Genomic DNA, 23789 nt, shown 5'->3' on the forward strand with positions numbered 1-23789 from the left:
TACGATTGAACAATTAATAAAATAACCCTTTTGTTAGAGAAGCAAAGGAGTCGATAAAATGATACGGGTAGTTGTCGTAGATGACCACGATGTTGTACGCAAAGGTGTTATGGCCTACTTGATGACAGAACCTGATTTAGAGATTGTTGGGGAAGCATCTAGTGGCAATCATGCTGCAAAAGTGGTAATAGAAAAAAAGCCTGATGTAGTGTTAATGGATTTAATTATGGATAATGGAACCGGTATAGATGCAACAAAACAAATTATGGATGCACTTCCAAATTGCAAAGTTATTATTCTCACAAGTTTTTACGACGACGAGCAAGTTTTCCCGGCGTTAGAAGCAGGTGCATTTAGTTATATGTTAAAAACATCTTCAGCTGATGAAATAGCATCTGCTATTAAAAAGGCCTATAAAGGGGAAACAGTTATTGAACCAAAAGTGGCTAATAAAATGATGACTAGTTTCAGATCGCAAAATAGCAAACCACACCAAACATTGACGGAAAGAGAATTAGAGGTGCTTCTATGTATTGGAGATGGATTGACGAACCAAGATATAGGAGAGAAATTATTTATTGGTATAAAAACAGTTAAAACTCATGTCAGTAACGTATTAGGTAAGCTGGGTGTAAACGATCGTACTCAAGCAGCTGTATATGCACATAAAAACGGTTTATTTAGATAGTAGAATAATAGAATGTTGGTCCTTGCCTATCAAAAGGTAAGGACTTTTTTATTATTTCAGTTTCTTTTTCTTGTCTTTTATTGGAACACTAGTATAATATTTGTACTATCGCAGGCGATACTTTCAGTGATAGGATAGATGGTGTTAACCGTTTATATTACTAGTAATGTAAAAATTAAAGATAATGATTAGAGGGATATGATATGTCTGACAAACAAAGTAAACAGGAGCAAGTTTTGTTTTTTATTTGGGCACAAAGTTTGGTTGCTACCTTAGGTAGTTTGTTTTTTTCTGAGATTATGAACTTTATTCCATGTGAATTGTGTTGGTATCAACGAATTTTAATGTATCCTCTTGTCATCATTTACGGTGTAGCTGTAATTAAAAAGGATATTAAGGTTGGTTTTCCAGGGATTATTTTAAGCGGCATTGGTATAGTCGTTTCTGGATATCATTATCTTATTCAAAAACTACCTAGCCTGAATGAAGCTGGAGCCTCTTGTGGCATTGTTCCATGTAATGTTGAGTATATTAATTATTTCGGATTCATGACAATCCCATTTTTGGCATTAGCTGCTTTCATTATTATTTTTGTATTGCACTTAACATTAATTTTACAACAAAGGAGACATAACCAATGAAGAAAAATATGATTACTTTTATCATTGTTCTAGTTCTATTGTTTGCGGCACTTGCTTTCATTGTTAACTATCAAAATAAGCAAAAAACTGAAGGTAATCCATATGGAAAAAGCAATTTACATCCTGACACAATTGAACAGTTAGATGATCCACTTTATCAAAACCAAATACTACCTGATGAATTAAAAACATCTCTTGAAAATGGGGAGGATGTAACCGTCTATTTTTATGCTTCTGATTGTATTCATTGTCAAAATACAACACCATTAATCGTTCCGATGACAGATGAACTTGGAATCGATTTAGTGAAACTGAATTTACGTGAATTTGAAGAACCGTGGAGTACCTATGGAATCAAAAGCACACCAACGGTTGTCCATTTTGAAGACGGTAAAGAGGTTGCTAGAATTAATGGAGCTCGCCCAGTTATCGAATTTGACAACTTCTTTAACGAACATGTATTAGATTCAAATTCAAAAAGCTAGCTTAAGAAAGCGCAAGGGGCGCCTTGGTTGCCCTTGACTTAAGTTGACCTTAGGCGCTGGAGCTAGTAACTAGTGGACAATCCAAGTAGTTATACTTTCTACTTAATTAAGAAAAGAACCCCGCTTAAATGTTGATCCTGAGCGGGGTTTACTTATATAAACTTGTTTAATTTAAACTTCTTTTTCGAAATCAACCATATGATAGGTAATGGCATATGATGGCCCTGCTGAATAAGAAGGCTTCTCTTTTTTCTTCTTTGCTTTTTGATGGGATTTTGTAAATGCATCAGAGTTTTTCCAGTTCTGATAGCTTTTCTGATCCTGCCATTGAACCATTACAACATATTTATTTCCTCTTAATGGTCGTAAAACACGAAGAGCATAAAAGCCAGCTGTTTCTTCGATCATTCCCGCCCTACTTTTAAATTGACTTTCAAAAATCGGTTTTCCCTCGTCAGTGACAGGTATGTTGTTCATCACAACAAAACCGTCTTCTTTAAGCGTTCCTTTAGAAATTACAGTTTGATATTCCCTCGGTGTGTCAAATATAGTCGCATCTTCATCTTCATAATATGCAATTGTGTTATCACCATCATGCATGAAGTAGAGGTTTAATCTTGGGTGTTGTTCATCAATTTTAATTAAATAATCCAATGTCCCACTTGTCATGAAAGCTTTCATAAGTTTCTCCTTTCAACTGACGTAGTTACGTAAACATTATTTTCTTTAGTTTAGCAATAGTTCAAGTAAGACCGCAAGTATATAAGAGATATTTGCCTTTATGTTAAGGTGTATTTAGCGTATAATTATCAGATATGTGTTAATTAAGCACCATAAGAAAGTAAAGTAGAGGTGAGCATCATGAACATATTCGAACGTTTACCTTCGTGGATTTTAAAAGTTAAATGGCTAATCATACTTGTAGGAGTAACGATTCTTCTGGGGATCATTGGCTATTTGTTTATTCTGTTTGGTGGGCGGTTTGTTGTCGATGATAAAGATTTGATTCTGCCCTCAACCACCCAAATCGTTACAAAGGATGGAAGTACAGTTGCAGAGCTATATGATGAGAATCGGAAGCCAGTAAAAATTGAACATATACCAGACCATGTAAAAAATGCCTTTTTAGCGATAGAAGATCAACGATTTTATAGCCATGCTGGCGTTGATTTTAAATCTGTAACACGAGCGATTTACCGGGATATCATCGCTGGTGGAAAAGTAGAAGGAGCTAGTACTATTACACAACAACTAGCGAAAAACCTCTTCTTATATAATGATAAAACTTGGATGAGAAAAACCAAGGAAGTGATGGCATCCATTTATTTAGAAAGAAACTTTAGTAAAAATAAAATTCTAGAGTTGTATTTAAATGAAATTTATTTTGCACATGGTGTATATGGGATTGGGACTGCAGCAGAATTTTATTTTAATAAACAAGTGGAGGACTTAACGATAACTGAAGGTGCATTGCTTGCTGCGTTGTCAAAAGCACCCAACACATACTCACCGTTAAATGATGCTACAAAAGCAAAAGAACGGCGAGACTTAGTATTACAACAAATGAACAACCTAGATATGTTAAAAACAGAAGAAATGATTCAGTTTCAAGGAAAAACATTAGGATTAAATCAACCGGAAACAAAAGAACGGCCATGGATGGATGATTATCTTGATATGGTCATCAAGGAAGCCGCCAATGATTTGCAACTGACATTGCCAGAACTTAGAAGGGGTGGTTATCAGATTATAGTAAATCTGAATGAACAAGCCCAACAAATTGCTTATCAACAGTTTCAAAATGAGGATAATTTTTATGGTTCAACAGAAGGTGTTCAAGCAGCTTTTGTGCTAGTAAATAATGAGCAAGCAACGATTGAAGCGATTCTGGCTGGAAGAGGTTTCACAGCAGGGGATATTAACCGGGCACTAGTTCCAAGACAACCAGGTTCGGTATTAAAGCCTCTTGCAGTTTATGGTCCAGCAATGATGTTAGATGACTATCAGCCCTACACACTTATTCCGGATGAAAAGCGAACGTATAATGATAATTACACACCTAAAAACGTTAATGACCAGTATAGTGGTGTAGTTACAATGTATGATGCGATTAAGTATTCAAAAAATGCTCCAGCTGTATGGTTATTAGATCAAATAGGAATTGACTACAGTAAAAGTTATTTGGATAAGATGAACATAAAGATCCCAGATGATGGACTAGCAATTGCACTCGGAGGGCTAGAGCATGGATTAACACCGGTTCAAATAGCAGAAAGCTATCGAACATTTATTGATCAAGGACAATGGACAAAAGCACACGCGATTGACAGTGTCTATGATCGAAATGGCGAATTGATTGAGCAAACAAAAAAAGATACTAAAGAAGTTTTTTCAAAACAAGTCGCTTGGAATATGGTGCGAACGTTGGAAGGTGTTACAACAGGTGGTACTGCGAGAGTGGGTAACTATGATAAAGCGTTAGCTGGGAAGACGGGATCAACACAGCATCCAAACGCGCAGGGTCAAACGAAAGATGCTTGGTTTGTGGGCGTTACACCTGAATATACAACGTCACTCTGGATGGGATATGATCAGTCTGATGAATCGCATTACTTAACAAAAGGTAGTGAAGCTCCAACTGTATTAACTAAGAGTATTTTAAGTGAATTAAGCAAACAACAAAAGTTATCTAATAACTTTGACGTACCGGAAGATGTTGAAGATTTACCAGATCCAATCCAACTGCCACAAATTAATGACCTTGAGGCAAACTATAAGCTGGGCGGTTTTTCACTAGTAAGAGGAAGGTTGACGTGGACAGCTGCCGATGATTCGAGAATCATTTACCATATTTATAAAGAGACAGGTGAAGGTGATGGGGAAAAAATAGGGGAAGTTGAAGGAAAAGGAGAATTTACGATTGAACGTGTCAATGTCTTTCAGGATACAACTTATTATATAGTTCCTTATGATCCTATCACAGAACAACAAGGTCCTGAGTCCAATCATACTGTTCTATCTTTTGACCTATAGGTAAGAAATGAATTAAAATTAAACAAGATATTAGTTTGTAATAATTACAATTTAGTGACAAAAACATCAATTGCTATACTTACGATAATTAAATCGTTATAGTGAAAGACGGATGGAATAGAAATGAAGGGTGAAAAAATGTCTAGACAAATAAATGATACAATCTTAAAAGCTTTTAAGGGTGAAGAAACAGACTATACCCCAGTATGGTACATGAGACAAGCTGGTCGTTCACAGAAAGAATATCGCGAACTAAAAGAAAAATATTCGTTATTTGAAATAACTCATCAACCAGAGTTATGCGCATATGTAACAAGATTACCTGTTGAGCATTACGGTGTGGATGCAGCTATCCTATATAAGGATATTATGTCACCACTTCCAGCTATTGGTGTCGATGTAGAAATTAAATCAGGTATTGGTCCGGTGATTGATAAACCAATTCGTAGGTTACAAGATGTTGAAAATCTTGGTTCTATCGATCCTGAATCAGATGTTCCTTATGTGCTTGAAACGATTCGTTTACTTGCTGAGGAACAGCTTGACGTCCCGTTGATTGGTTTTAGTGGAGCACCATTTACACTTGCCAGTTATTTAATTGAAGGTGGTCCTTCAAAAAATTATCATAAAACAAAAGCAATGATGTATAGCGATCAAAAAACATGGTTTGCTTTAATGGACAAATTGGCTGATATGACAATTACATATGCCAAATCACAAGTAAAAGCTGGTGCAAGGGCGATCCAAATTTTTGACTCTTGGGTTGGGGCATTAAATGTAGCAGATTACCGTTACTTTATTAAACCAATCATGAATCGCATTTTTACCGAGTTAAAGGAAACAGGAGTCCCATTAATTCTGTTTGGTGTAGGAGCACGTCATCTTGTGCTTGAATGGAATGACTTGCCAGTTGATGTCGTTGGTCTTGATTGGAGAATGTCAATCACGGAGGCTAGAGGAATGGGAATCACGAAGCCACTCCAGGGCAATTTGGATCCAGCTATTCTATTATCGGACTGGAATATAATAGAAGAAAGAACAAAAGCTATATTAGATGAAGGAAAAGAGCATCCATCTCATGTGTTTAATTTAGGGCATGGGGTAACTCCAGAAATTAAACCTGCAACACTAAAGAAATTAACTGAGCTTATTCATAGTTATTCTAAATAAGAATAGGTGCGTTTACTTTTTACTATAAAATGAGAACCTATTAACTAAAATTAATAATAAAAGGGGTGCTACGACGTGGCAAAGAAAAAAGTTGGCTTGCTTGTAATGGCATACGGAACGCCATATAAAGAAGAGGACATTGAAAGGTATTATACCGACATCAGACATGGTAGAAAGCCAACCCCGGAAGCTCTAGAGGATTTAAGACAGCGTTATAAAGCAATTGGAGGGATTTCTCCACTTGCAGAAATTACACAAAAACAAGCAAAAGCATTAGAAGATAAGCTTAACAGTCAGCAGGATGAACTAGAGTTCGTTTATTATCTAGGTTTAAAACATATCGAACCATTTATTGAAGACGCAGTTAAGCAAATGGCTGAGGATGGAATAGAGGAAGCTGTTTCTCTTGTACTTGCACCACATTATTCTACATTTAGTGTGAAGTCATATAATGGACGTGCTCAAGCAGAAGCTGAAAAACAAGGGAACCCAAGCATTACTTCTGTGGAGAGCTGGTATGATGCGCCAGGGTTTATTGAATATTGGGCTGAGTCAATTGGTGCTGAGTACGCAAAAATGGATGAGGCTGAAAGGCAAAAGGCTGTCCTAGTTCTGTCAGCTCATAGTCTACCGGAAAAAATCTTACAAAATGGTGATCCATACCCAGACCAATTAAAGCGAACAGCAGAGCTTATTTCTGAAGCTACAGGGATCAATCAGTACGAATTGGGTTGGCAGAGTGAAGGGAACACACCAGATCCTTGGTTGGGACCGGATGTTCAAGACTTAACAAGAGACCTGTATCATAACAAGGAATATCGTTCATTTGTTTATGCGCCAGTTGGATTTGTGGCCGATCACTTAGAGGTGTTATTTGATAATGACTATGAGTGTAAGGTTGTTTGTGATGAGCTTGGTGCCAACTATTATCGTCCGGAAATGCCAAATGCATCACCAAAATTTATTGAAACGTTAGCTGCGGTTGTGTTGGAAAAATTTCAAGGTAATGATATTTCATGAGTGAACAAAAACAAATTGCTATTGTTGGTGGAGGAATCGCTGGCTTAACAGCAGCCTATTACTTGCAAAAGGAAATCAACGAGCACCAACTGCCATACAAAATAAAATTAATTGAAGCTAATAACGAACTAGGCGGTAAAATTAGAACGGTAAAAAAGGATGGGTACATGATCGAACGTGGCCCTGATTCCTTTTTAAAAAGAAAACAATCTGCAGCTCGCCTAGTGAAGGAAGTTGGATTAGAAAATGACTTGGTTGGAAACGGGACTGGAGGATCATTTATCCTTGTTAACAATAAGTTACATAGGATGCCCAGTGGTTCCTTCATGGGGATTCCTACCGAAGTAAGACCATTTTTATTTTCTAGCCTTTTCTCAACAAAAGGAAAATTACGAGCAGCTTATGATTTTGTCTTACCTAGAGGAGAACAAATCAGTGATCAATCGTTGGGTAAGTTTTTTAGAAGACGCTTTGGTGATGAATTAGTAGAGAACTTAATTGAACCACTTCTTTCAGGTATTTATGCGGGGGATATTGATGACTTGAGTTTAATGGCAACTTTTCCGAATTTTTATCGTCTCGAGCAAGAACATAAAAGTCTTGTCAAAGGTTTACAGGCAACGATGCCCAAGAAGAAAAAAACAAAAGGTCCAAAACCTAGTATGTTTTACAGTTTGAAAAATGGCCTGCAGTCATTAGTAGAAGCTGTTGAGGCTGAACTAACAGAAGGTGTCGTTACCAAAAACACGACTGTCGATCATATCGAGCGAAAAGAAAATCATTACCATCTGCTATTAGGAAACGGCGAAGTCTACAAGGCTGATGCAGTTGTGTTAGCTACACCGTTTTTTGCCACAAACAGAATCCTTAGTCAGTATGATTTCATGGATCCATTGAAGGAAATGAAAGCTACTTCTGTTGCAAACGTTGCTTTAGCCTTTGATGCATCCGCTATTAAGAAAGACATTGATGGGACAGGATTTGTTGTGTCACGTAACAGTGATTACCGTATTACAGCTTGTACCTGGACACATAAAAAGTGGCCAGAAACAACTGCGCCAAAAGGTAAAGCATTACTTCGATGCTATGTAGGGCGTCCTGGTGATGAGGGTGTCGTTGATTTATCTGATGAAGAGATTGTTGATATTGCCTTAAAGGATTTAAATAAAACAATGAATATCACAGAAAAACCGGAGTTTTCAGTTGTTACACGCTGGAAAAATGCGATGCCTCAATATTCCGTTGGGCATAAAGAGCGGATTGATAAAGTTACCGAACAAATCAAGGAAAACCTTCCTGGCGTTTATTTAGCAGGAGGTTCCTACCGTGGCATTGGTATTCCAGATTGTATTGATCAAGGTGAAGCTGCGGTAGCAAGTGTTTTGGACTATCTAAAATCATAGCATTCTAAAAACCCCATGAGGATTATTCTCGTGGGGTTTTTAGCGTTTTAATGGCAAAAAGGTCATGAAAGGATTTGGTTTAGTCAATTTCATAATACTGATTTTCCTGAAAGTTGTCATCCGCATATAGTTGGGATTACCGTTCCCAAACTATATGCGGATGACAATTTCTGCATAAGGTAACTATAAAATTGATTCAGTTAGCTCTTGATAAATATCATAAAGTAGTATATAGTACATTACAACACTAATGCACTATGTCGGTTAGTTATAGGAGGTGGACTTTTGATTCTTCACGGTGATGGAGCAAAACCTATTTATATACAGATTAAAGAATGGTTGGAAACGGAAATATTAAGTGGAAAAATTAAGGCTGATCAGAAAATATACTCACAGTATCAACTGGCTGAAATGTATAACATTAATCCAGCTACAGCGGCTAAAGGGTTAAATATACTTGCAGAAGAAACGATTCTATATAAAAAGCGAGGACTTGGAATGTTTGTATCAAATGAAGCTAGAGAAATCATTTTGATGAAACGGAAGAATACGACGCTGAAAAATTTAGTGCGCGATTTAGTTGGAGAAGCAAAACGTCTAGAAGTAAGTGAACCAGCTTTAATTGAGATGATTAAGATAGCTAATAGCGAGGAGGAAAATAAGTGAACGTGATTGAGTGTAATCAGTTATCGAAAGCATATGGAAAATTTGATGCCTTGAATCTACTATCCTTTAGGATTGAAGAAAATAAAATCACAGGATTAATTGGAAGAAATGGTGCAGGAAAAACAACACTTTTAAAAATCATTGCCGGATACTTAAAGAAAAGCTCAGGTGAACTGCGTGTTTTTTCTGAAGATCCCTTTAATAACTTAAAACTGTCAGCAAATACAATTTTTGTAGATGACGACATGAATTTTCCACCGGCATTAACTATCAGACAACTGTTACAAGCAGCTGGTACGTTTTATCAAAACTGGGATATGGATTTGGCACTGCGCTTGTTTGATTATTTCGAATTTAACCCAAACCAAAAGCATGATAACTTGTCAAAGGGAAAGAGGAGTACCTTTAATATGATTGTCGGGTTAGCGGCAAGATGTCCAATTACCATTTTTGATGAACCGACAACAGGAATGGATGCAGCTGTAAGGAAAGACTTTTACCGGGCGTTGCTTAAAGATTACCTTGCCCATCCTAGGACAATCATTTTATCTAGCCATCTATTAAATGAAATGGTAGAAATACTTGAAGATATTTTGCTGATTAAGAATGGAGAAAAATACTTCCAGATGTCAATAGCTGATGTAAAAGAATTCGCTATCGGTATAAGTGGTCAGAAGCAAATTGTTAATGAATGGATAACAGGTAAGGAAATTCTATATAAAAAAAGTTACACACTAGGAAATACCTATGTCGTTGTAAGGAATGACTTGTCAGAGGCGGAGCTCGAGAGTGCTAAACGGAAAGGTTTAGAAATATCTCCAGTTGCGGCTGATGATCTATGTATCTATTTAACAGGTGATACGAAGGGAGGAATTGATGATGTCTTTGACAGAGGTTAACCACTGGGGAATCGTAAAAAAACAGTACAAATTCAAACTGAAAGCATATGCGGGTGTATTTACTTCAATGATGGTTGTTCAAGTCATTGCTTTGTTACTCTCGCTTGGGGGAACTGGTGGTTCGAGTGGTTCTAGTTCCTCGGGGTTTTCCTTAACAACAAATTCATACTCTGGAAGTATGGTCATCGCATTTACAATGGTGTGGGCATTCATCACTGCAATACTTATTACAACAAAGGCATATCGAGATGATGATTTTACGTTTGTTACAAATAGGTTAACTAGCAACCTATCCAATATGCTTTTTTTAACAATAGCTAGTATTATTGCTGGTACTACCTCATTACTTACGGGTTATCTGTTAAAAGTCATTGTCTATTTGTTTTTCGATGTTGATTTACTTATTAGTAGTAGTCAAACGTTTTCTACGCTTCTAATAGGACTTGTTGCAACGATAATGTATATTCTTTTATTTGCTGCTTTAGGTTATTTAGTTGGTGTCCTTGCTCAACTAAGTAAAATGTTAATAATAATCCTAGTGGCACTATTTATAGGATATCCGATATATGCCTCCACGGGGACAGGTATTAGAGATGAACCCACTTTGTTTATAACAATTGGACAATTTTATCAAGGAGAAAGTACGTTATTGTTATTGGTGATCAAAATAATTTTAACAGTAATTGTTCTCTTCTTTACATCACTCATCATCACGAACCGATTGGAGGTTAAACAATGACCTTAATAATGCAGTTACTACCACTTATAATTATGATTGGATTAATCGTTGTCATCGTTGTAATCGTCAAAAAAAATGATCTCTTTAGAATTAATCAAATGAGTGGAAATAAAATAAAATGGGTGCTCAGCATTTACGGCATTATTTTACTAGCTTCAATAGTTGTTTTTTTCTCTTTACCAGATGATGAAATCACTTCCATTAGCCAAGTAGATTCCGAAAAAATAGAACGGTCTAATCAGGAATTGTACAACAGAGCGCATTTAGGTACCCTTGAACAATCAAAACAAATAACTGTGAAAGAAAAATGGCAGTTTGATGTAAAAGAACAGTTTTTGCAAGTAACCTCGAACGGGGAAGAAAATCAAGATATCATTATATTCGTTGAACGTAAAGAGAGTAATGATGGAGAAATAGATGTTGTTAAATATGCAACAGAATCCTTAGTCAATCATGGTGGTTATCAAGTGGAACTAAATAATAATAAACTAATCGTGCAGCAACCTGATAAAATGGATTACCATTTTGCGATATTTACAAATGAATTCTCGATTACTCAGTTCACAGGGGAAAAAAGATTGCATTTCCCGACTAGCGCAATTGAAGCAGAGCTACTTTATATCCGTATTCCAAAGGATTTGGAATTGACAGGGGAAGTTCAATTCGTTGAGTTATAGTGTCGGGAATAATAGGGAGAAGTAAAGGAGCTTGTTGTCAAGCTCCTTCACCTTGCTGTCTAGGAAATTATAAAATGGACTGCTGTGGATAATTAATTTCTAAGTTAGCCACGTCCAGCTCCGGCGCCTGCGCTTTTGTTCCTTTTAATTTTTAACCTTTGCACCAGTAAGGAAGTCTTGAAGAGCAATAAATGCTTCATCCACATTTTTCGCTTTAATGATATGGGTGCGCTCCTCAGGATATTGGTTCTTACTGTATTCGTATTTCGGATCGTAGTAATATTCTAATAATAAATGAATGGCAGATGTATAATTTTCTGCTTCTAAATCCATTTCAATTTGTTTGGCAATTGGTGTATGAACTCTCTTTTTTATTATCTGAAAAGCTCTAATAAATTCGTCATAATAATTCCAAGGTTGATATTCTTCAATAATATTTTGGACTCGTTCTTCTCTCGGCATTTCGACAAATAGTTGTATTCCTTCTTCTTTCTTTTTAAGAAGGAAGTCAGGAAGAACTACTTTGCCGATTCGCTTGCTTTCTGCTTCCAATAATAGATACGGTGCCTGTTTGAGTCTAAGTAAGTCATTTAGTATCAGTGTGTCAAATGTTGTCTGATTGCTTGGCTCAAGTCCAATTTGTCCGAAAATAGACCCTCTGTGTTTAGCAAGACCTTCAAGGTCTATTACAGGGTAATTTACATCATGTAATTTGTTTAACAGTATTGTTTTCCCTGTACCTGTATAGCCGTTTAACACGTATGTGTCTGGAGTGGATGTAAACGTTGCTAAAGAATCAACTACCCAATTGCGATAGGATCTAATCCCACCTTCTAAGCGAAATACATCCATTCCCATTAAGTCAATCATCGTTGCTGCTGTTTTACTGCGCATTCCGCCGCGCCAACAGAAAACTACTTTAGGTTCACAAAGAGCCCTGAATTCCTTCATAAATTCAGGTAACTTTTTCGAAAAGATTTCGAGACCACGTTCTGTTGCAACATCAGGGCCGGCTTGTTTGTATAGTGTACCTACTTCAGCTCTCTCTTCATCTGTGAAAATGGGAATATTAATACTACCAGGAATAGTTGAATGATTAAATTCTGATGGTGAACGGACATCAATCATAGCTATTTCCTGTTTTTGTTGTAAATCTGATAAGTGGTTTATATCGATATCGTTAAACATGTTTTCACCTCTGTGTAATGGCTGGTCGTGTATATGATAAACTTATTATATCTAGAATTGTTTTATCTAATGATAGAACGAAGAGTACTCAATTGTCACTTTACTAATTAACCATACCACAAATTCACTTATAGTTTAATAATTTGGAGTTTGGGGATGAAAATTTGAACACACAAAAAAGCAGCTTAGAAATAAGCTGCTTGGTTATACTGTATGAATGTTATTTTGTAAAATGTATTCGCTTTAATTATTTTTATAAGCGAGGTTGAAATTAGTATCGCCGTTATAATGCAGGGTGATCACAATTGTCACATAAGTTAACGTAACAATCAGCTTTTTCAACGATGTCATTACCACATTTTGCGCACTTTTTACGCGGAAGATTTCTGAAAAACTCAACGATACTTATCATAAGGATCCCTCCAAAATATTATTATATATCTATTGTATTATAACAACTAGATAATTACAATACCCTGTTTTATAACAATTGTGTCAATTTGTTTACAATTGGATGAAAGGATGAAAAAAATGAAAGTAACTGTAATAGGATTTTGGGGAGCATATCCCGGGAATGGAAGTGCGACATCTTCCTATTTAATAGAAAAAGATGGATTCACATGCTTGATAGATTGCGGTAGTGGTGCATTGTCAAGGATTCAAATGTATAAAGATGTTATGGAGATTGATGCGGTCATCTTATCTCACTATCATAATGATCATGTGGCTGATATTGGTGTGTTGCAGTACAGTTGGTTAGTCCAAAACTCAATTAATAATACAGAGAAGATTTTACCTATCTATGGGCACTTGGAAGATAAGATTGGTTTTGAAAAACTGACACACAACTTTACTGAGGCAATTGCATATGATCCTGAATCTGTTTTAGTAGTGGGACCATTTTCATTTACTTTTATGAAGACAGAACATCCAGTTCCTTGTTATGCGATGCGAATAACGGATGGAGACAAGGCAATGGTTTACACAGCAGATTCTAGTTACACCGATAATTTTATTTCATTTAGTCAAGACGCTGACTTACTTATCACAGATTGTAATTTTTACGAAGGACAGGATGGTAGAAAGGCTGGACATATGAATAGTAGGGAAGGCGCTGAAATAGCTAAACATGCAGGAGTCAAACAGTTAATTCTAAGTCACCATCCTCATTTTGGAAATAGACAAGATTTATTAATACAGGCAAGGAATTATTTTAACGGACCTGTTCAATTGGCAGATGAAGGACTCATTTGGGGCAAATGAAAATGGTAATGCTTAAGTTCCATAAATTGCCTTGTAATTCAGTTTATTTTATACTGAACCTTTACAGGTATTAAAAAATATAGTTCAGTAAAGAGCTTTTTTAAACAAGGACAAGCTTATAAAAAAGGGAGATGTTAAAAAATGAAATTTATCGATAATGAGGGGATTACAGATCCTCATATTAATCTGGCCATTGAAGAGTACGTATTGAAAAACTTTGGTGAAAAAGATACATATTTGTTATTTTACATTAATGAACCGTCTATTATTATCGGAAAGAATCAAAATTCTATTGAAGAAATTAATACCGACTATGTAGATTCCAAGGGTATTCATGTCGTACGTCGACTATCCGGTGGTGGCGCTGTATATCATGATTTAGGTAATCTTAACTTTAGTTTTATTACTAAAGATGATGGGGATAGCTTTCAAAATTTCGCTAAATTTACTGAACCAGTTGTTAAAGCTCTAAAAGAATTAGGAGTTCCAGCTGAGCTGTCTGGAAGAAATGACTTAACTGCAAACGGTCGTAAGATTTCTGGAAACGCTCAATTCACTACTAAAGGTCGTATGTTTAGCCATGGCACGTTAATGTTCGATTCAGAAATTGAACATGTCGTTTCTGCTTTGAATGTGAATGCAAAAAAAATTAAGTCAAAAGGAATTAAATCAATCCGTAGTCGTGTAGCTAACATTATTGATTTAATGGACGAAAAGATGTCTATGGAAGCATTTAAAGAGCATATCTTATGTTATGTGTTTGGTGTGGAAGATGTAAAGGAAGTTCCTAAATTTAAATTAACAGAACAAGACTGGGAAAACATTCATCAATTATCGAAAGATCGCTACCAACAATGGGATTGGAATTATGGGAAATCTCCAGCTTTTAATGTTCAGCAATCTCATAAATTTGATTATGGCTTAGTTGACGTTCGTTTAGATGTTAAAAAAGGAGTTATTAATAATTGTAAAATCTATGGTGACTTCTTTGGTGTTGGTGATGTTACTGTTATTGAAGAGCGTCTTATTAATGCTCGTTATGAAAAGCGAGCAATTGAAGAAGCAATTAGTGATTTAGACATCCCACATTATTTAGGTAAAATTTCTAAAGAAGACTTCATTAATCTGATTTATTAATCATAGACTAATAACGATAATCCCTTGTCCAAATAGACAAGGGATTATCTATATATCAAAGTTAGGCTGAGCATAGAGGGGAGAATACTAATGAAAAGAATACTATTAATTTACTTCGTTTATCTCCTTTGTATCTGGAGTTATTTTCTGTTTTTTTACCGATTAGAGACGTTTAGTGATTCTAATTATGCTGCATTAGCCCATGCAGTATTTTTTTCAAAACTACCCTTAGAATGGATTCTGTTATATAGCCTTATCAGAAGTAAATGGTCCAAGAGATGGGTTAGTTCGATTGAGGTAATAACACGGTTTGAATGGATGAGAACCTTGCTATTCTCAATACTCCTTGTGCTTGCCTACGGAATAATTCGATTGCCTTTTAATTTATTGTGGTTTTTTATATCACATCAAGAAGGAACTAGTCACCAACCATTAGGGGATTGGTTTTATGAAATAAGCTTAGATTTATTTTTTTACTGGATAGTTTTAACACTTGGGATAATTGTCATTCGACTTCTAATAGAGCAATTTAAAAAAACGTGGTGGTTGTTATTATGGTTATTAGCACTACCGCTCGTTTTGTTTGTTGTCTATGTCCAACCAATCTGGATTGATCCACTATACGAGGATTTCACTACTATGGAACAAGGCCCGCTACGAACTGAAATAGAGAATTTCACTAATGAAATTGGCTTAGACAATGCAACACTGTTACAGGTAAATATGAGTGAGAAGGTTACAACCTTCAATGCATATGTTACGGGCATCATGGGAAATGCGAGAATTGTACTGTGGGATACAACGTTAGAAGGTATGGAGCAAGATGAGATTTTATTTATTCTAGCACATGAGATAGGACATTATGTTAAGCATCATGTGTTTATAGGGGTCGCGGGATATTTAGTTTTAAGTTTTGTAGTGTTCTTTCTTGCAGCTGTTATTTATGACCGCGTATGGCTGAATATAAAACGGAAAGAAAGTTACAAGTCAAAAAGTGAACTCAGAGCTATTCCTTTATTATTATTAATTCTGTCATTGCTTTTGACAGTAACGCAACCGATATCTAATTATGTCTCCAGACAAATAGAAAGGTCGGCAGATGACTATGCGATTGAACATACAGACAATCTTGCCCCAGCGCTTGAGGGCTATCATAGAATGGCTGTTCAATCGAGAAGTGACATTGATCCGATTTTTTTGGTTAAATGGATGCGTTCTAGTCATCCTTCTACAAAAGAAAGAATTGCACGAATAGAGAGGGAAATTCAAAAACGTGAAACAAATTAAATTTCTGTTCGTAAATAGTAGGAAGAGGTGATTAGCTTATGTTAAATGAATACCAAAAAAAATTAATTGATGAAAAAGAAAAATTGCGTGATGTAGAAAGACTAGAAAGGCAAGCCGTGGCGTTAAGAGATGAGTTAAACAAGCTGCAAGAAAAAGAAACAAATCATAAAATAAAACTAGATCAAGAACAAGTGGATGTCGACAAGTTGGAAGGCGTTAGTATAACTGGTATTTTTATGAGTCTTACTGGTAAAAAGGATGAACAATTAATCCAGGAGAAAAAAGAGGTTGTGGCTGCTCATTTAAGATGGAAAGAAGCGAGCGAGGCAAAACAAGACGTTGAGTATGAACTTGCTGAATTAACCAAAAAAATTAACATTTTGGGTAATCCGAAAGAAAATTACCACCAATTGTTAATGGAAAAGCATCAGTATTTGTTACACAGTAGCCATGAGGACGGGGAACGAAGCTTTTATTTACTTAATAAAATTTCTGATCTATCTTCAGATATCAAAGAAATTAACGAAGCGTTAGAAGCAGGAACATTAGCTTCTGAGTCTTTATCGTATGCAACTGAGTCGTTAACTAAAGCTAAAAATTGGGGAACCGTAGATATGTTTGGTGGTGGATTAATTAGTACCTCTATAAAGCATAGCAATATCGATACAGCTAAGGAAGAAGTACACCGGTCCCAACAACTTCTTAGAAAATTTTCTTATGAATTAGATGATATTGGTCAGACCTTTAAAGTTGACCTTTCTATTTCGGGTGGATTGACCTTTATGGACTATTTCTTTGATGGATTGATTTCCGATTGGCTAGTTCAGGACAAAATTCATGATTCGACTGAACAAGTAGAGAAGATGCGTTTGGAAGTGAATAAAACACTAGATCAACTAAGTCAACTATTAATTGAAACGAGACAAACAAACGATTCGCTACAAAAAGAATGGCAACGTATTGTTGAACATGCTGATTAAATGGTTTTTATTCAGAAGGTAAAACAGGTGCGTTTGTACCTGTCTTTACTAGGTCAAGGATGCTAGCTAGGTTTCTTGTAAGTTATTAAATATTCTTCATCTGTTAGGTAAAATGCTAGTTCAGGGCGGTATTCAATGAGATTTAATTTTTCAAGCTTAAAGAAGCTCACCTTTTTGTACGGGTCCCCGTTAATAACCGGCAGTTCCTTCGTTTGTTGCATGTAATCATCAACTGCTTTTTGAATCATGTCAATATCGAAGGCAAGCTGCTGATCTTTTTCTTCAAATAAATCGTAGGTCTCTCGTGTCATATAATAGGTTTGCTCGGGAATACCTTTTAAAAATGGAGCTAATAATTGGAAGTTTAGCGTTAAATCATCATTGATTATAACGCTTAAAGGAATTTGATTTGGTAATTGATCACTGTATTTATCAATAGCTTTTTTTAGTTCAAATAAGGGAATATCACGGATAGGGTATTTTGGTAATTTAGCTTGTTTTTTTTGCTTTTTATTTTTATTTTTTTTCCACATTTTAAGCCCCCTGTTCTATATTTATATGCAAATTCAACGGAACCTTAAAATAAGATAAATAATCTATTTTAAGAATACTAATCATTCCATTGAAAGCCCTTTCTTTATATTAATTATATCAAAAATAATCACTTTATAGGGCTGAATTGTGACAATTTTTCGATATTTTCATATTTAAACTACCATTTTTTTCTTTTTATTGGTAAATTGTTTTTAGGTCTTTTACTTTTCATTTAACAGTTTGGAAAGGGACGATATAATGTTAGGTGAAATGAAATTAAATCATGAAATAACCCCAATGACGCTAGCTGTCATGACTAAGGAATTAAGTGGAAAACATATTACGCAAATTCTAGAGGATGATGAAATTATTTACGTTAAAAAATCTCCTGGAAAAGTAATTGATTTAGCTTGTAAATTCTTTGGAAGTAGTTTAAAAGGTCGTCAGGATGGAACACGAGATATTTGTGGCATCACTCATAAAGCGCCTATCGTAATTGACCCTTCAAGTGGTATGTATTTTTTCCCGACATCATCTCCACAAAACCCTAAGTGTGCTTGGATTTCGCACTCCCACATTGATCAAATCGTTAAAGCCCCAAAACAAAGAGCACAAATCATTTTCAAAAACGGACAAACGGTTATATTAGAAGTTTCTCACGGTTCGGTGTTAAATCAAGTTCAACGGACAGCTCAATACAGGTATTTACTTGATAACAGGATTAGGTATATCTTGAAGAATAATGTGGATATTGTAGCAGAGCCGTTTATTTAACACTGATTAAAATCCTTTAAAAATAAAACTAAATACTAGATAACTAATAAAATGATTAGTGAAAGACCTAAAATTAGTTAAATAATGTTTAAAATTCCCTTTTTTTATGCAGAATAAGATTACATACATATATTTGGTATGCTCTTGTGACTGACAACTAGAAGGGAGCGTAAATAGATTGGAGCAACTCGGCAGCTTTTTCACAGAGAACAAATTTTTGAGTTTAATTGTAGTTGTTATTTTACTTTTCTTTGTAGTTAAAATTGTGAAATCATTAGTTAAAATGGCTGTGGTAGTTGCAATTATTGCGTTAATTATGGTTGTGTTTTTTGACTTTAAACCTCAAGAGGTTGTTGATAAGGGAACGTATTTGGCTAAAACTGGTACAGGGTTAATTGAAGAGAGTTTCAAGCCAGTCTTTCTAAACACATTCAACTACTTTATTAAGCGAGAAAATGGTGATACGATAATAAAAATTGACTCACTAGATATGAAATATAATTTAACTGAGTTAATTGAGCAAATAAATCCTAATGAACAATCAGAAGATACATAGAAAGCAAAATAGAGTAAACTAACTAATAAAGAGCGCATTATGCGCTCTTTATTAGTTAGTTTACTCAGCGTGACCTTGAGACCACTTTCTTATCTGTAACTATTTTCTTTTGCATAAGCTCATTCATTATAGTCTCTACTTTTTTTCGAATGGCTGGATTAAAGTAATTTCTCTTTTCTTCTCGCCCTTTACAAAGGAATAGAAAAGAGGAAAAAGACTCGTTTTTGTTAAGAGAAACCACTTGTAATTGTTTCTCGTTCATGCTTTTTCGCAATTTTCCGCGTTCCTTCGTTGCTTCGTACTCCATCATATCAAGGAGCTCGATATATGGCTCTTTAATTTTGAATGATGTTCCCTTTTCTATACTTTTGAGGTCTTGTTTGATAACGAGGATAGCCATGGAAAGGAATAAAAAACGTGAAGCTAATTCGAATTCTTCTTTGCTGAGATAACGCAAGTGCTTTCCCTCCTAAAGAACGTGTGTTCTATTATAACTTAAATATATGGAATAACAAACAAAAATATACCGAAAAAACTATTTCTCAAGTAAAATCATCTACGTTTATAGAAATTGAGCGCTACGAGTGTTTAATATTTTGTTAATATTAGAAAAATCAAGCCTCAACGATAGGCATTTTTGTTTGTTTACTTTAAAATAAAATGAGGAAACTAAGTTAATGAACTTAAAATGTAAGAACGCTTAAGGGGTTTATGAGTATGTATATACTAAACATAGATGTATCAGAGATAAAGGAAATGATTGAAAGTAATGAGTATAATGATGTTCTTATTGAGTTATTAAAAAGTTATGAAAGTTTGGGACCACTGCCAGGTGTTTTATTGCCATTCTTCGAGGCATTTTTCTCCTTTCTTCCATTAGTAGTTTTTGTGATGACGAATGCAGCTGCATATGGTTTATTACAGGGTTTCTTGCTGTCTTGGATAGGAGCGAGTGCGGGAGCAATATGTGTCTTTTTACTTGTCCGAAGGCTGGGAGAAAAGCGTTTCTTTCGGTGGATTAGAGGGAATAAACAGGTAAAGAAGGTAACTAATTGGTTGGAAAAACATGGATTTGGGCCACTGTTTTTATTAATGTGTTTTCCCTTTTCTCCTTCAGCGATTATTAATATCGTAGCTGGAATGTCAAAAATCAGTTTTCAACAATTTGCTTTAGCTGTTTTACTCGGGAAAACAGTCATGATATTTACGATCTCATACATAGGCGAGAGTATTATGTCCTTCGCTCAAAATCCAATGAGAACAATCATTGTTGGGATAGGTATCGCTCTTTTCTGGATATTGGGTAAATTCATAGAGAAACACTTACAAAAAAGGGCGAATGCTCGGGATAAAGTACAAAGTAAAGACGAATAAAAAACTATCGAGTGGGTAAAATGTATATAGATGGAAAATTTGGAGGAAAATGCTATGGAGAAAATAAAGTATTGGGCAATTTTGCGTACGGTTCTCATTGCCATTGCTTTAGCTGTATTATTCCGATCTTATTTGTTTGCTAGTTATGTTGTTGATGGTAAATCAATGGAACCTACCTTAAACGATGGTAATTTACTAATGGTGAACAAACTAATCTATGATATACAAAGCATTAACCGATTCGATGTTATCGTTTTTCATGCAAGCGAAGAGGAAGATTACGTAAAAAGGGTAATTGGTGAACCTGGGGATAGGATAGAATATCGTAATGACCAGTTATATATAAACAATGAGCAAGTGGGCCAAAGTTATTTAGAACCTTTCAGAAAAAATGATGGAGAACCGCTAACCGAAGACTTTACGCTGGAGCAGGTGACAGGTGAAAAGAAGGTACCTGAAGGAAAGCTATTTGTTTTAGGCGATAATCGAAGAGAAAGCTTAGACAGCAGATACTTTGGCTTTGTAGATGCGACTTCGGTTGTTGGTAAAGTGGACGTTAGATATTGGCCAGTCTCTCAATTAGGATTTCAATTTTTAAATTAGAGTATGAACCATGTGGTTTGTACTTTTTTTTTGGTTCAGGAATCTATAAACAGCTAGTTAAATAATTTGATACAGGAGTGTAAATAGTGTAAATTTAATTAAAATGGCAATAAATAGGAGTTTTTAAATTGGGAAAGAATAATCTGAAAAAAAGAAAATTCATTTACTTGTTTTTAGGTGTGGTGGGGATAGCTATTATCTTAATAATTTGGAAAACAATTAGCGATGGCGACCAATCCACTGAAATAACCGAGGAAGAGATGGAAGAAATTCAAGAAGAACAAGAAGAAATTCAAGCATCCATCGATGAGAATTTTGAAAATGACTCGACTCCAACAGATCAACTCAAAAAATACGAAACGATGAGTGAAAACTCTATACTTCAAGAAGTTCATAAAATGACACATCAAAAGGTGTTAGCTGATAAGAAATGGGGCACTGTTGAAATTACTAAAGAACGTGTCGAAAAATTATATACAGTAGTAAAAAATAGAGATGATTTAGAACATGATGCGCTGTTATTAGATTCACTTTCCCCATGGGTAGAAGGTGATTTCGACAATGCCGTAGAAGTACATAATAGAATTTGGACTATTCAAAATGGCAGTGTAGGTAAAGCTTCTCGATTATTAACACCAGAAGAAGAACAGGAATATATTAAAAAGAATTTTGACTAATTATTGTAACCCTACTCCAATGAGTCAATTTCATAATTACACGATCAAGCCATATCCTGACAGCATATAGTTTGGAAAAGATTTAATCCCTGATGCGCCGGTAATAGGTATTATGAAAATGATTACAGTATTTAACTTTTATTTTTAAAAGGGGGTTTAACCATTGGAAAAAGTAACAATTAAAGAATTAGAATCTGTAGAAGAGATAAAACAGGCTTTTCCGATTATGAAACAACTAAGAACGCATTTAGATCAAGAATCCTATATTGATTTAGTATTGGAAGCGCGTGATTATGATCGGTATAAAGTGGTCGGATTATTTGATGCAGGAGTACTTGTTGCTGTAACTGGTTTTAAGCCAATGATTACACTGTATAATGGTAGATTTGTCTGGGTGTGTGATTTAGTAACAGATGCTTGCTTCAGGTCAAACGGATATGGTGAAAAATTACTAGATTACGTACAGACTTGGGCGAAACAAAATAAATATGAAAGTGTCTCCTTATCATCTGGTTTAAAGCGGACCGACGCACATCGTTTCTATGAGAAAAAAATGAACTACGATAAAGTTAGTTATGTATTTAAACTACCTCTAACTTAAATATCAAAAAATTGCAGGGTGCTACGATAATGAATCTGGCGACTTTTTTTGGTATTTTCAACATTCTAATCTATAAGGGTTAATTTTTTATCATTATCACCAAAGAAAAAAATTATGTTTTAAAACAAATACGGGATGAACTAACAAGAAAAAAGAGTGTCGAGATAATACTTTAAAAGCTTAAAAATAGCTTAAATTACTTAGTCTAAGTAATTTAAGCTATTTTTGATTAGAATGAATCATCAATCCGCTAAATAAACAAAGTCCAATAAAAGCAATTGGGATGATCGTTATAACAGTAGTAAACGAAAGGTAGGATGCTAAGGTCGAACCTAGACTCGCGCCTATTAATAGTGTGAAGGAATATACAGCCACTGCAGTAGACTTATGTGAAGAGGCGTGTTTTCCAACAAGTAAAACAACCATTGGAATTGTTAATGATGTGGAAGCAATCATAAGTAAGGAAGCAAATAGAGCTGTTGCTACATTCAAGCAAATGACGATAGGAATAAATCCTACAACCATAACACCTAATTGGAACATCAAAATATTTTCTGATCCAAATCTTTTGATTAAGGGACTGGCAAAAAATGCAGGTATAATACCAATCAAACTAATAGTACGGAATAACTGAAGGGAAAAAGGGAAATCTCTCCACTCAGTAAACAGAAAAATTTCAAATGATCCATAAAATAACATAATCGTTAATAGTAGGAAAAACGTAATAGCGTAGAGTTTTTGCAATGATTGATGCTTGAAACATGATAAAATGGTAGAAAACAAATTGTTTAAACGGTATGTTTGTTTTGATGAAGATGATTCTAAGGTTAGAAATAAACCGATAAAGCAACTTAAATAAAAGCAGAAAAAAGCGATAAATACTGCTTGGTAAGAAAATAAATCAGCAAAAAAAGCGGAGATTATTTGACCAAATACACCAGCAAACAAAAAACCTGTATTAATCATAGCAATTACAAATGCTTGTAAGGAGCCTTTAAAGTGTTTGAAGCAGTATGCAAATGATACTGGTGCGAAGCTAGCAGCTAAAATTCCTTGGAATACTCGAAGGAAGATTAAGCTGTCGATAGAATTAGTTAAACTAAGTAGCCCTGTGACTATGGCAAGTAACGCCATGCCGACTAATAAAATGTTTCGCAGTGGAAGTCTGTCTGCTAATACGCCAAATAAAAGAAGACCAAATGCGTAAGGAAAAACAAATAATGTACTAGACAGTGACATATAACTTAGAGATACATCAAACGTTTCTGCCAATATCGGTTGTAAAGGAATCATCACATAAATACTACTAGCGATAAAAACTGAACAATAAATAAGTATAATGGCTGTAGTGATTTGTTTTGACATCATCTCACCTCACGATTGTAATGGCCTAT

The 23789-nt window shown here is 35.1% G+C and carries 27 protein-coding genes; 21 read left to right on the forward strand and 6 right to left on the reverse strand.

Features of this window, described 5'->3' with window-relative positions; genetic code table 11:
- The first annotated feature begins 58 nt into the window (after positions 1-58).
- From LD272_RS18220 to LD272_RS18230, 3 genes are all read left to right on the forward strand, one after another.
- The gene (locus tag LD272_RS18220; protein ID WP_226038037.1) at positions 59-688 is read left to right on the forward strand and encodes a response regulator; all 630 of its coding nucleotides are present in this window, start codon (positions 59-61) and stop codon (positions 686-688) included.
- Positions 689-891: 203 nt separating this feature from the next.
- The gene (locus LD272_RS18225; RefSeq protein WP_226038038.1) at positions 892-1329 is read left to right on the forward strand and encodes a disulfide oxidoreductase; all 438 of its coding nucleotides are present in this window, start codon (positions 892-894) and stop codon (positions 1327-1329) included.
- Entirely contained in the window at positions 1326-1814 is a 489-nt protein-coding gene (locus LD272_RS18230; RefSeq protein WP_226038039.1) for a thioredoxin domain-containing protein, read from the forward strand. Before LD272_RS18225 ends, LD272_RS18230 begins: the two co-directional genes overlap by 4 nt.
- A gap of 171 nt (positions 1815-1985) precedes the next feature.
- On the opposite strand, the gene LD272_RS18235 is transcribed toward LD272_RS18230, so the two are convergent.
- Positions 1986-2495: an antibiotic biosynthesis monooxygenase family protein gene (locus LD272_RS18235; RefSeq protein ID WP_226038040.1), complete on the reverse strand. Its 510-nt coding sequence runs from the start codon at positions 2493-2495 to the stop codon at positions 1986-1988.
- Between the two features lie 180 nt (positions 2496-2675).
- On the opposite strand from LD272_RS18235, the gene LD272_RS18240 reads away from it, so the two are divergent.
- The 8 genes from LD272_RS18240 to LD272_RS18275 all read left to right on the forward strand — a co-directional run bounded on the left by LD272_RS18240 (position 2676) and on the right by LD272_RS18275 (position 11421).
- Complete coding sequence (locus LD272_RS18240) at positions 2676-4847, forward strand: transglycosylase domain-containing protein (RefSeq protein WP_226038041.1); 2172 nt, start codon at positions 2676-2678, stop codon at positions 4845-4847.
- A 138-nt stretch (positions 4848-4985) separates the two neighbouring features.
- Positions 4986-6017, forward strand: a complete 1032-nt coding sequence (hemE, locus tag LD272_RS18245; RefSeq protein ID WP_226038068.1) for a uroporphyrinogen decarboxylase — start codon at positions 4986-4988, stop codon at positions 6015-6017.
- 75 nt (positions 6018-6092) lie between these two features.
- Positions 6093-7037 carry a ferrochelatase gene (gene hemH / locus LD272_RS18250; protein WP_226038042.1) on the forward strand — a complete coding sequence of 315 codons (945 nt, stop codon included), beginning with the start codon at positions 6093-6095 and terminating at the stop codon, positions 7035-7037.
- Positions 7034-8440, forward strand: coding sequence for a protoporphyrinogen oxidase (gene hemY, locus LD272_RS18255; RefSeq protein ID WP_226038043.1), 1407 nt, complete (start codon positions 7034-7036; stop codon positions 8438-8440). Before hemH ends, hemY begins: the two co-directional genes overlap by 4 nt.
- 285 nt (positions 8441-8725) lie before the next feature.
- Positions 8726-9106, forward strand: coding sequence for a GntR family transcriptional regulator (locus LD272_RS18260; protein WP_226038044.1), 381 nt, complete (start codon positions 8726-8728; stop codon positions 9104-9106).
- Positions 9103-10005 carry an ABC transporter ATP-binding protein gene (locus tag LD272_RS18265; protein ID WP_226038045.1) on the forward strand — a complete coding sequence of 301 codons (903 nt, stop codon included), beginning with the start codon at positions 9103-9105 and terminating at the stop codon, positions 10003-10005. The genes LD272_RS18260 and LD272_RS18265 overlap by 4 nt, the downstream gene beginning before the upstream one ends.
- Positions 9986-10744 (forward strand): hypothetical protein, encoded by a 759-nt coding sequence (locus tag LD272_RS18270; RefSeq protein WP_226038046.1) that lies wholly within the window; start codon positions 9986-9988, stop codon positions 10742-10744. Before LD272_RS18265 ends, LD272_RS18270 begins: the two co-directional genes overlap by 20 nt.
- Positions 10741-11421: a hypothetical protein gene (locus tag LD272_RS18275; RefSeq protein WP_226038047.1), complete on the forward strand. Its 681-nt coding sequence runs from the start codon at positions 10741-10743 to the stop codon at positions 11419-11421. Before LD272_RS18270 ends, LD272_RS18275 begins: the two co-directional genes overlap by 4 nt.
- 144 nt (positions 11422-11565) lie before the next feature.
- Here LD272_RS18275 and mnmH read toward each other — a convergent pair whose 3' ends face one another.
- Together mnmH and yhfH are read right to left on the reverse strand one after the other, a co-directional pair.
- Positions 11566-12609 carry a tRNA 2-selenouridine(34) synthase MnmH gene (mnmH, locus tag LD272_RS18280; RefSeq protein ID WP_226038048.1) on the reverse strand — a complete coding sequence of 348 codons (1044 nt, stop codon included), beginning with the start codon at positions 12607-12609 and terminating at the stop codon, positions 11566-11568.
- A 283-nt stretch (positions 12610-12892) separates the two neighbouring features.
- On the reverse strand, positions 12893-13021 hold the full coding sequence (gene yhfH / locus LD272_RS18285; protein ID WP_226038049.1) for a protein YhfH: 129 nt from the start codon (positions 13019-13021) through the stop codon (positions 12893-12895).
- A 119-nt stretch (positions 13022-13140) separates the two neighbouring features.
- On the opposite strand from yhfH, the gene LD272_RS18290 reads away from it, so the two are divergent.
- The 4 genes from LD272_RS18290 (at position 13141) to LD272_RS18305 (ending at position 17276) form a co-directional block, all read left to right on the forward strand.
- Positions 13141-13872, forward strand: coding sequence for an MBL fold metallo-hydrolase (locus LD272_RS18290; protein WP_226038050.1), 732 nt, complete (start codon positions 13141-13143; stop codon positions 13870-13872).
- A gap of 141 nt (positions 13873-14013) precedes the next feature.
- Positions 14014-15009 carry a lipoate--protein ligase gene (gene lplA, locus LD272_RS18295; RefSeq protein WP_226038051.1) on the forward strand — a complete coding sequence of 332 codons (996 nt, stop codon included), beginning with the start codon at positions 14014-14016 and terminating at the stop codon, positions 15007-15009.
- A gap of 90 nt (positions 15010-15099) precedes the next feature.
- Entirely contained in the window at positions 15100-16296 is a 1197-nt protein-coding gene (locus tag LD272_RS18300) for a M48 family metalloprotease (RefSeq protein ID WP_226038052.1), read from the forward strand.
- Positions 16297-16334: 38 nt separating this feature from the next.
- The gene (locus LD272_RS18305; RefSeq protein ID WP_226038053.1) at positions 16335-17276 is read left to right on the forward strand and encodes a hypothetical protein; all 942 of its coding nucleotides are present in this window, start codon (positions 16335-16337) and stop codon (positions 17274-17276) included.
- A 62-nt stretch (positions 17277-17338) separates the two neighbouring features.
- On the opposite strand, the gene LD272_RS18310 is transcribed toward LD272_RS18305, so the two are convergent.
- A complete protein-coding gene (locus LD272_RS18310) occupies positions 17339-17809 on the reverse strand; it encodes a DUF3939 domain-containing protein (RefSeq protein ID WP_226038054.1) in 471 nt (156 codons plus the stop codon).
- A 259-nt stretch (positions 17810-18068) separates the two neighbouring features.
- On the opposite strand from LD272_RS18310, the gene LD272_RS18315 reads away from it, so the two are divergent.
- A complete protein-coding gene (locus tag LD272_RS18315) occupies positions 18069-18584 on the forward strand; it encodes a competence protein ComK (protein WP_226038055.1) in 516 nt (171 codons plus the stop codon).
- A gap of 178 nt (positions 18585-18762) precedes the next feature.
- Entirely contained in the window at positions 18763-19140 is a 378-nt protein-coding gene (locus LD272_RS18320) for a hypothetical protein (RefSeq protein WP_226038056.1), read from the forward strand.
- Between the two features lie 64 nt (positions 19141-19204).
- Here LD272_RS18320 and LD272_RS18325 read toward each other — a convergent pair whose 3' ends face one another.
- Complete coding sequence (locus tag LD272_RS18325; RefSeq protein ID WP_226038057.1) at positions 19205-19597, reverse strand: YhjD family protein; 393 nt, start codon at positions 19595-19597, stop codon at positions 19205-19207.
- A 260-nt stretch (positions 19598-19857) separates the two neighbouring features.
- Here LD272_RS18325 and LD272_RS18330 point away from each other — a divergent pair, with 260 nt between their 5' ends.
- The 4 genes from LD272_RS18330 (at position 19858) to LD272_RS18345 (ending at position 22395) form a co-directional block, all read left to right on the forward strand.
- Positions 19858-20514, forward strand: coding sequence for a TVP38/TMEM64 family protein (locus tag LD272_RS18330; protein ID WP_226038058.1), 657 nt, complete (start codon positions 19858-19860; stop codon positions 20512-20514).
- Between the two features lie 54 nt (positions 20515-20568).
- The gene (gene lepB, locus LD272_RS18335) at positions 20569-21117 is read left to right on the forward strand and encodes a signal peptidase I (RefSeq protein WP_226038059.1); all 549 of its coding nucleotides are present in this window, start codon (positions 20569-20571) and stop codon (positions 21115-21117) included.
- A gap of 128 nt (positions 21118-21245) precedes the next feature.
- Positions 21246-21794: a DUF6241 domain-containing protein gene (locus LD272_RS18340; protein ID WP_226038060.1), complete on the forward strand. Its 549-nt coding sequence runs from the start codon at positions 21246-21248 to the stop codon at positions 21792-21794.
- 163 nt (positions 21795-21957) lie between these two features.
- Complete coding sequence (locus tag LD272_RS18345; RefSeq protein WP_226038061.1) at positions 21958-22395, forward strand: GNAT family N-acetyltransferase; 438 nt, start codon at positions 21958-21960, stop codon at positions 22393-22395.
- Positions 22396-22614: 219 nt separating this feature from the next.
- Here LD272_RS18345 and LD272_RS18350 read toward each other — a convergent pair whose 3' ends face one another.
- Positions 22615-23760, reverse strand: coding sequence for an MFS transporter (locus LD272_RS18350; protein WP_226038062.1), 1146 nt, complete (start codon positions 23758-23760; stop codon positions 22615-22617).
- Positions 23761-23789 lie beyond the last annotated feature (29 nt).

The sequence above is a fragment of the Aquibacillus saliphilus genome, from assembly GCF_020404745.1.
Taxonomy (GTDB): Bacteria; Bacillota; Bacilli; order Bacillales; family Amphibacillaceae; genus Aquibacillus; species Aquibacillus saliphilus.

Coding starts and splice junctions, on each gene's coding strand:
- LD272_RS18220 (WP_226038037.1), top strand. CDS start 59: ATGATACGGGTAGTTGTCGTAGATGACCACGATGTTGTACGCAAAGGT.
- LD272_RS18225 (WP_226038038.1), top strand. CDS start 892: ATGTCTGACAAACAAAGTAAACAGGAGCAAGTTTTGTTTTTTATTTGG.
- LD272_RS18230 (WP_226038039.1), top strand. CDS start 1,326: ATGAAGAAAAATATGATTACTTTTATCATTGTTCTAGTTCTATTGTTT.
- LD272_RS18235 (WP_226038040.1), bottom strand. CDS start 2,495: ATGAAAGCTTTCATGACAAGTGGGACATTGGATTATTTAATTAAAATT.
- LD272_RS18240 (WP_226038041.1), top strand. CDS start 2,676: ATGAACATATTCGAACGTTTACCTTCGTGGATTTTAAAAGTTAAATGG.
- hemE (WP_226038068.1), top strand. CDS start 4,986: ATGTCTAGACAAATAAATGATACAATCTTAAAAGCTTTTAAGGGTGAA.
- hemY (WP_226038043.1), top strand. CDS start 7,034: ATGAGTGAACAAAAACAAATTGCTATTGTTGGTGGAGGAATCGCTGGC.
- LD272_RS18270 (WP_226038046.1), top strand. CDS start 9,986: ATGTCTTTGACAGAGGTTAACCACTGGGGAATCGTAAAAAAACAGTAC.
- LD272_RS18275 (WP_226038047.1), top strand. CDS start 10,741: ATGACCTTAATAATGCAGTTACTACCACTTATAATTATGATTGGATTA.
- mnmH (WP_226038048.1), bottom strand. CDS start 12,609: ATGTTTAACGATATCGATATAAACCACTTATCAGATTTACAACAAAAA.
- yhfH (WP_226038049.1), bottom strand. CDS start 13,021: ATGATAAGTATCGTTGAGTTTTTCAGAAATCTTCCGCGTAAAAAGTGC.
- LD272_RS18290 (WP_226038050.1), top strand. CDS start 13,141: ATGAAAGTAACTGTAATAGGATTTTGGGGAGCATATCCCGGGAATGGA.
- lplA (WP_226038051.1), top strand. CDS start 14,014: ATGAAATTTATCGATAATGAGGGGATTACAGATCCTCATATTAATCTG.
- LD272_RS18300 (WP_226038052.1), top strand. CDS start 15,100: ATGAAAAGAATACTATTAATTTACTTCGTTTATCTCCTTTGTATCTGG.
- LD272_RS18305 (WP_226038053.1), top strand. CDS start 16,335: ATGTTAAATGAATACCAAAAAAAATTAATTGATGAAAAAGAAAAATTG.
- LD272_RS18310 (WP_226038054.1), bottom strand. CDS start 17,809: ATGTGGAAAAAAAATAAAAATAAAAAGCAAAAAAAACAAGCTAAATTA.
- LD272_RS18315 (WP_226038055.1), top strand. CDS start 18,069: ATGTTAGGTGAAATGAAATTAAATCATGAAATAACCCCAATGACGCTA.
- LD272_RS18330 (WP_226038058.1), top strand. CDS start 19,858: ATGTATATACTAAACATAGATGTATCAGAGATAAAGGAAATGATTGAA.
- lepB (WP_226038059.1), top strand. CDS start 20,569: ATGGAGAAAATAAAGTATTGGGCAATTTTGCGTACGGTTCTCATTGCC.
- LD272_RS18350 (WP_226038062.1), bottom strand. CDS start 23,760: ATGTCAAAACAAATCACTACAGCCATTATACTTATTTATTGTTCAGTT.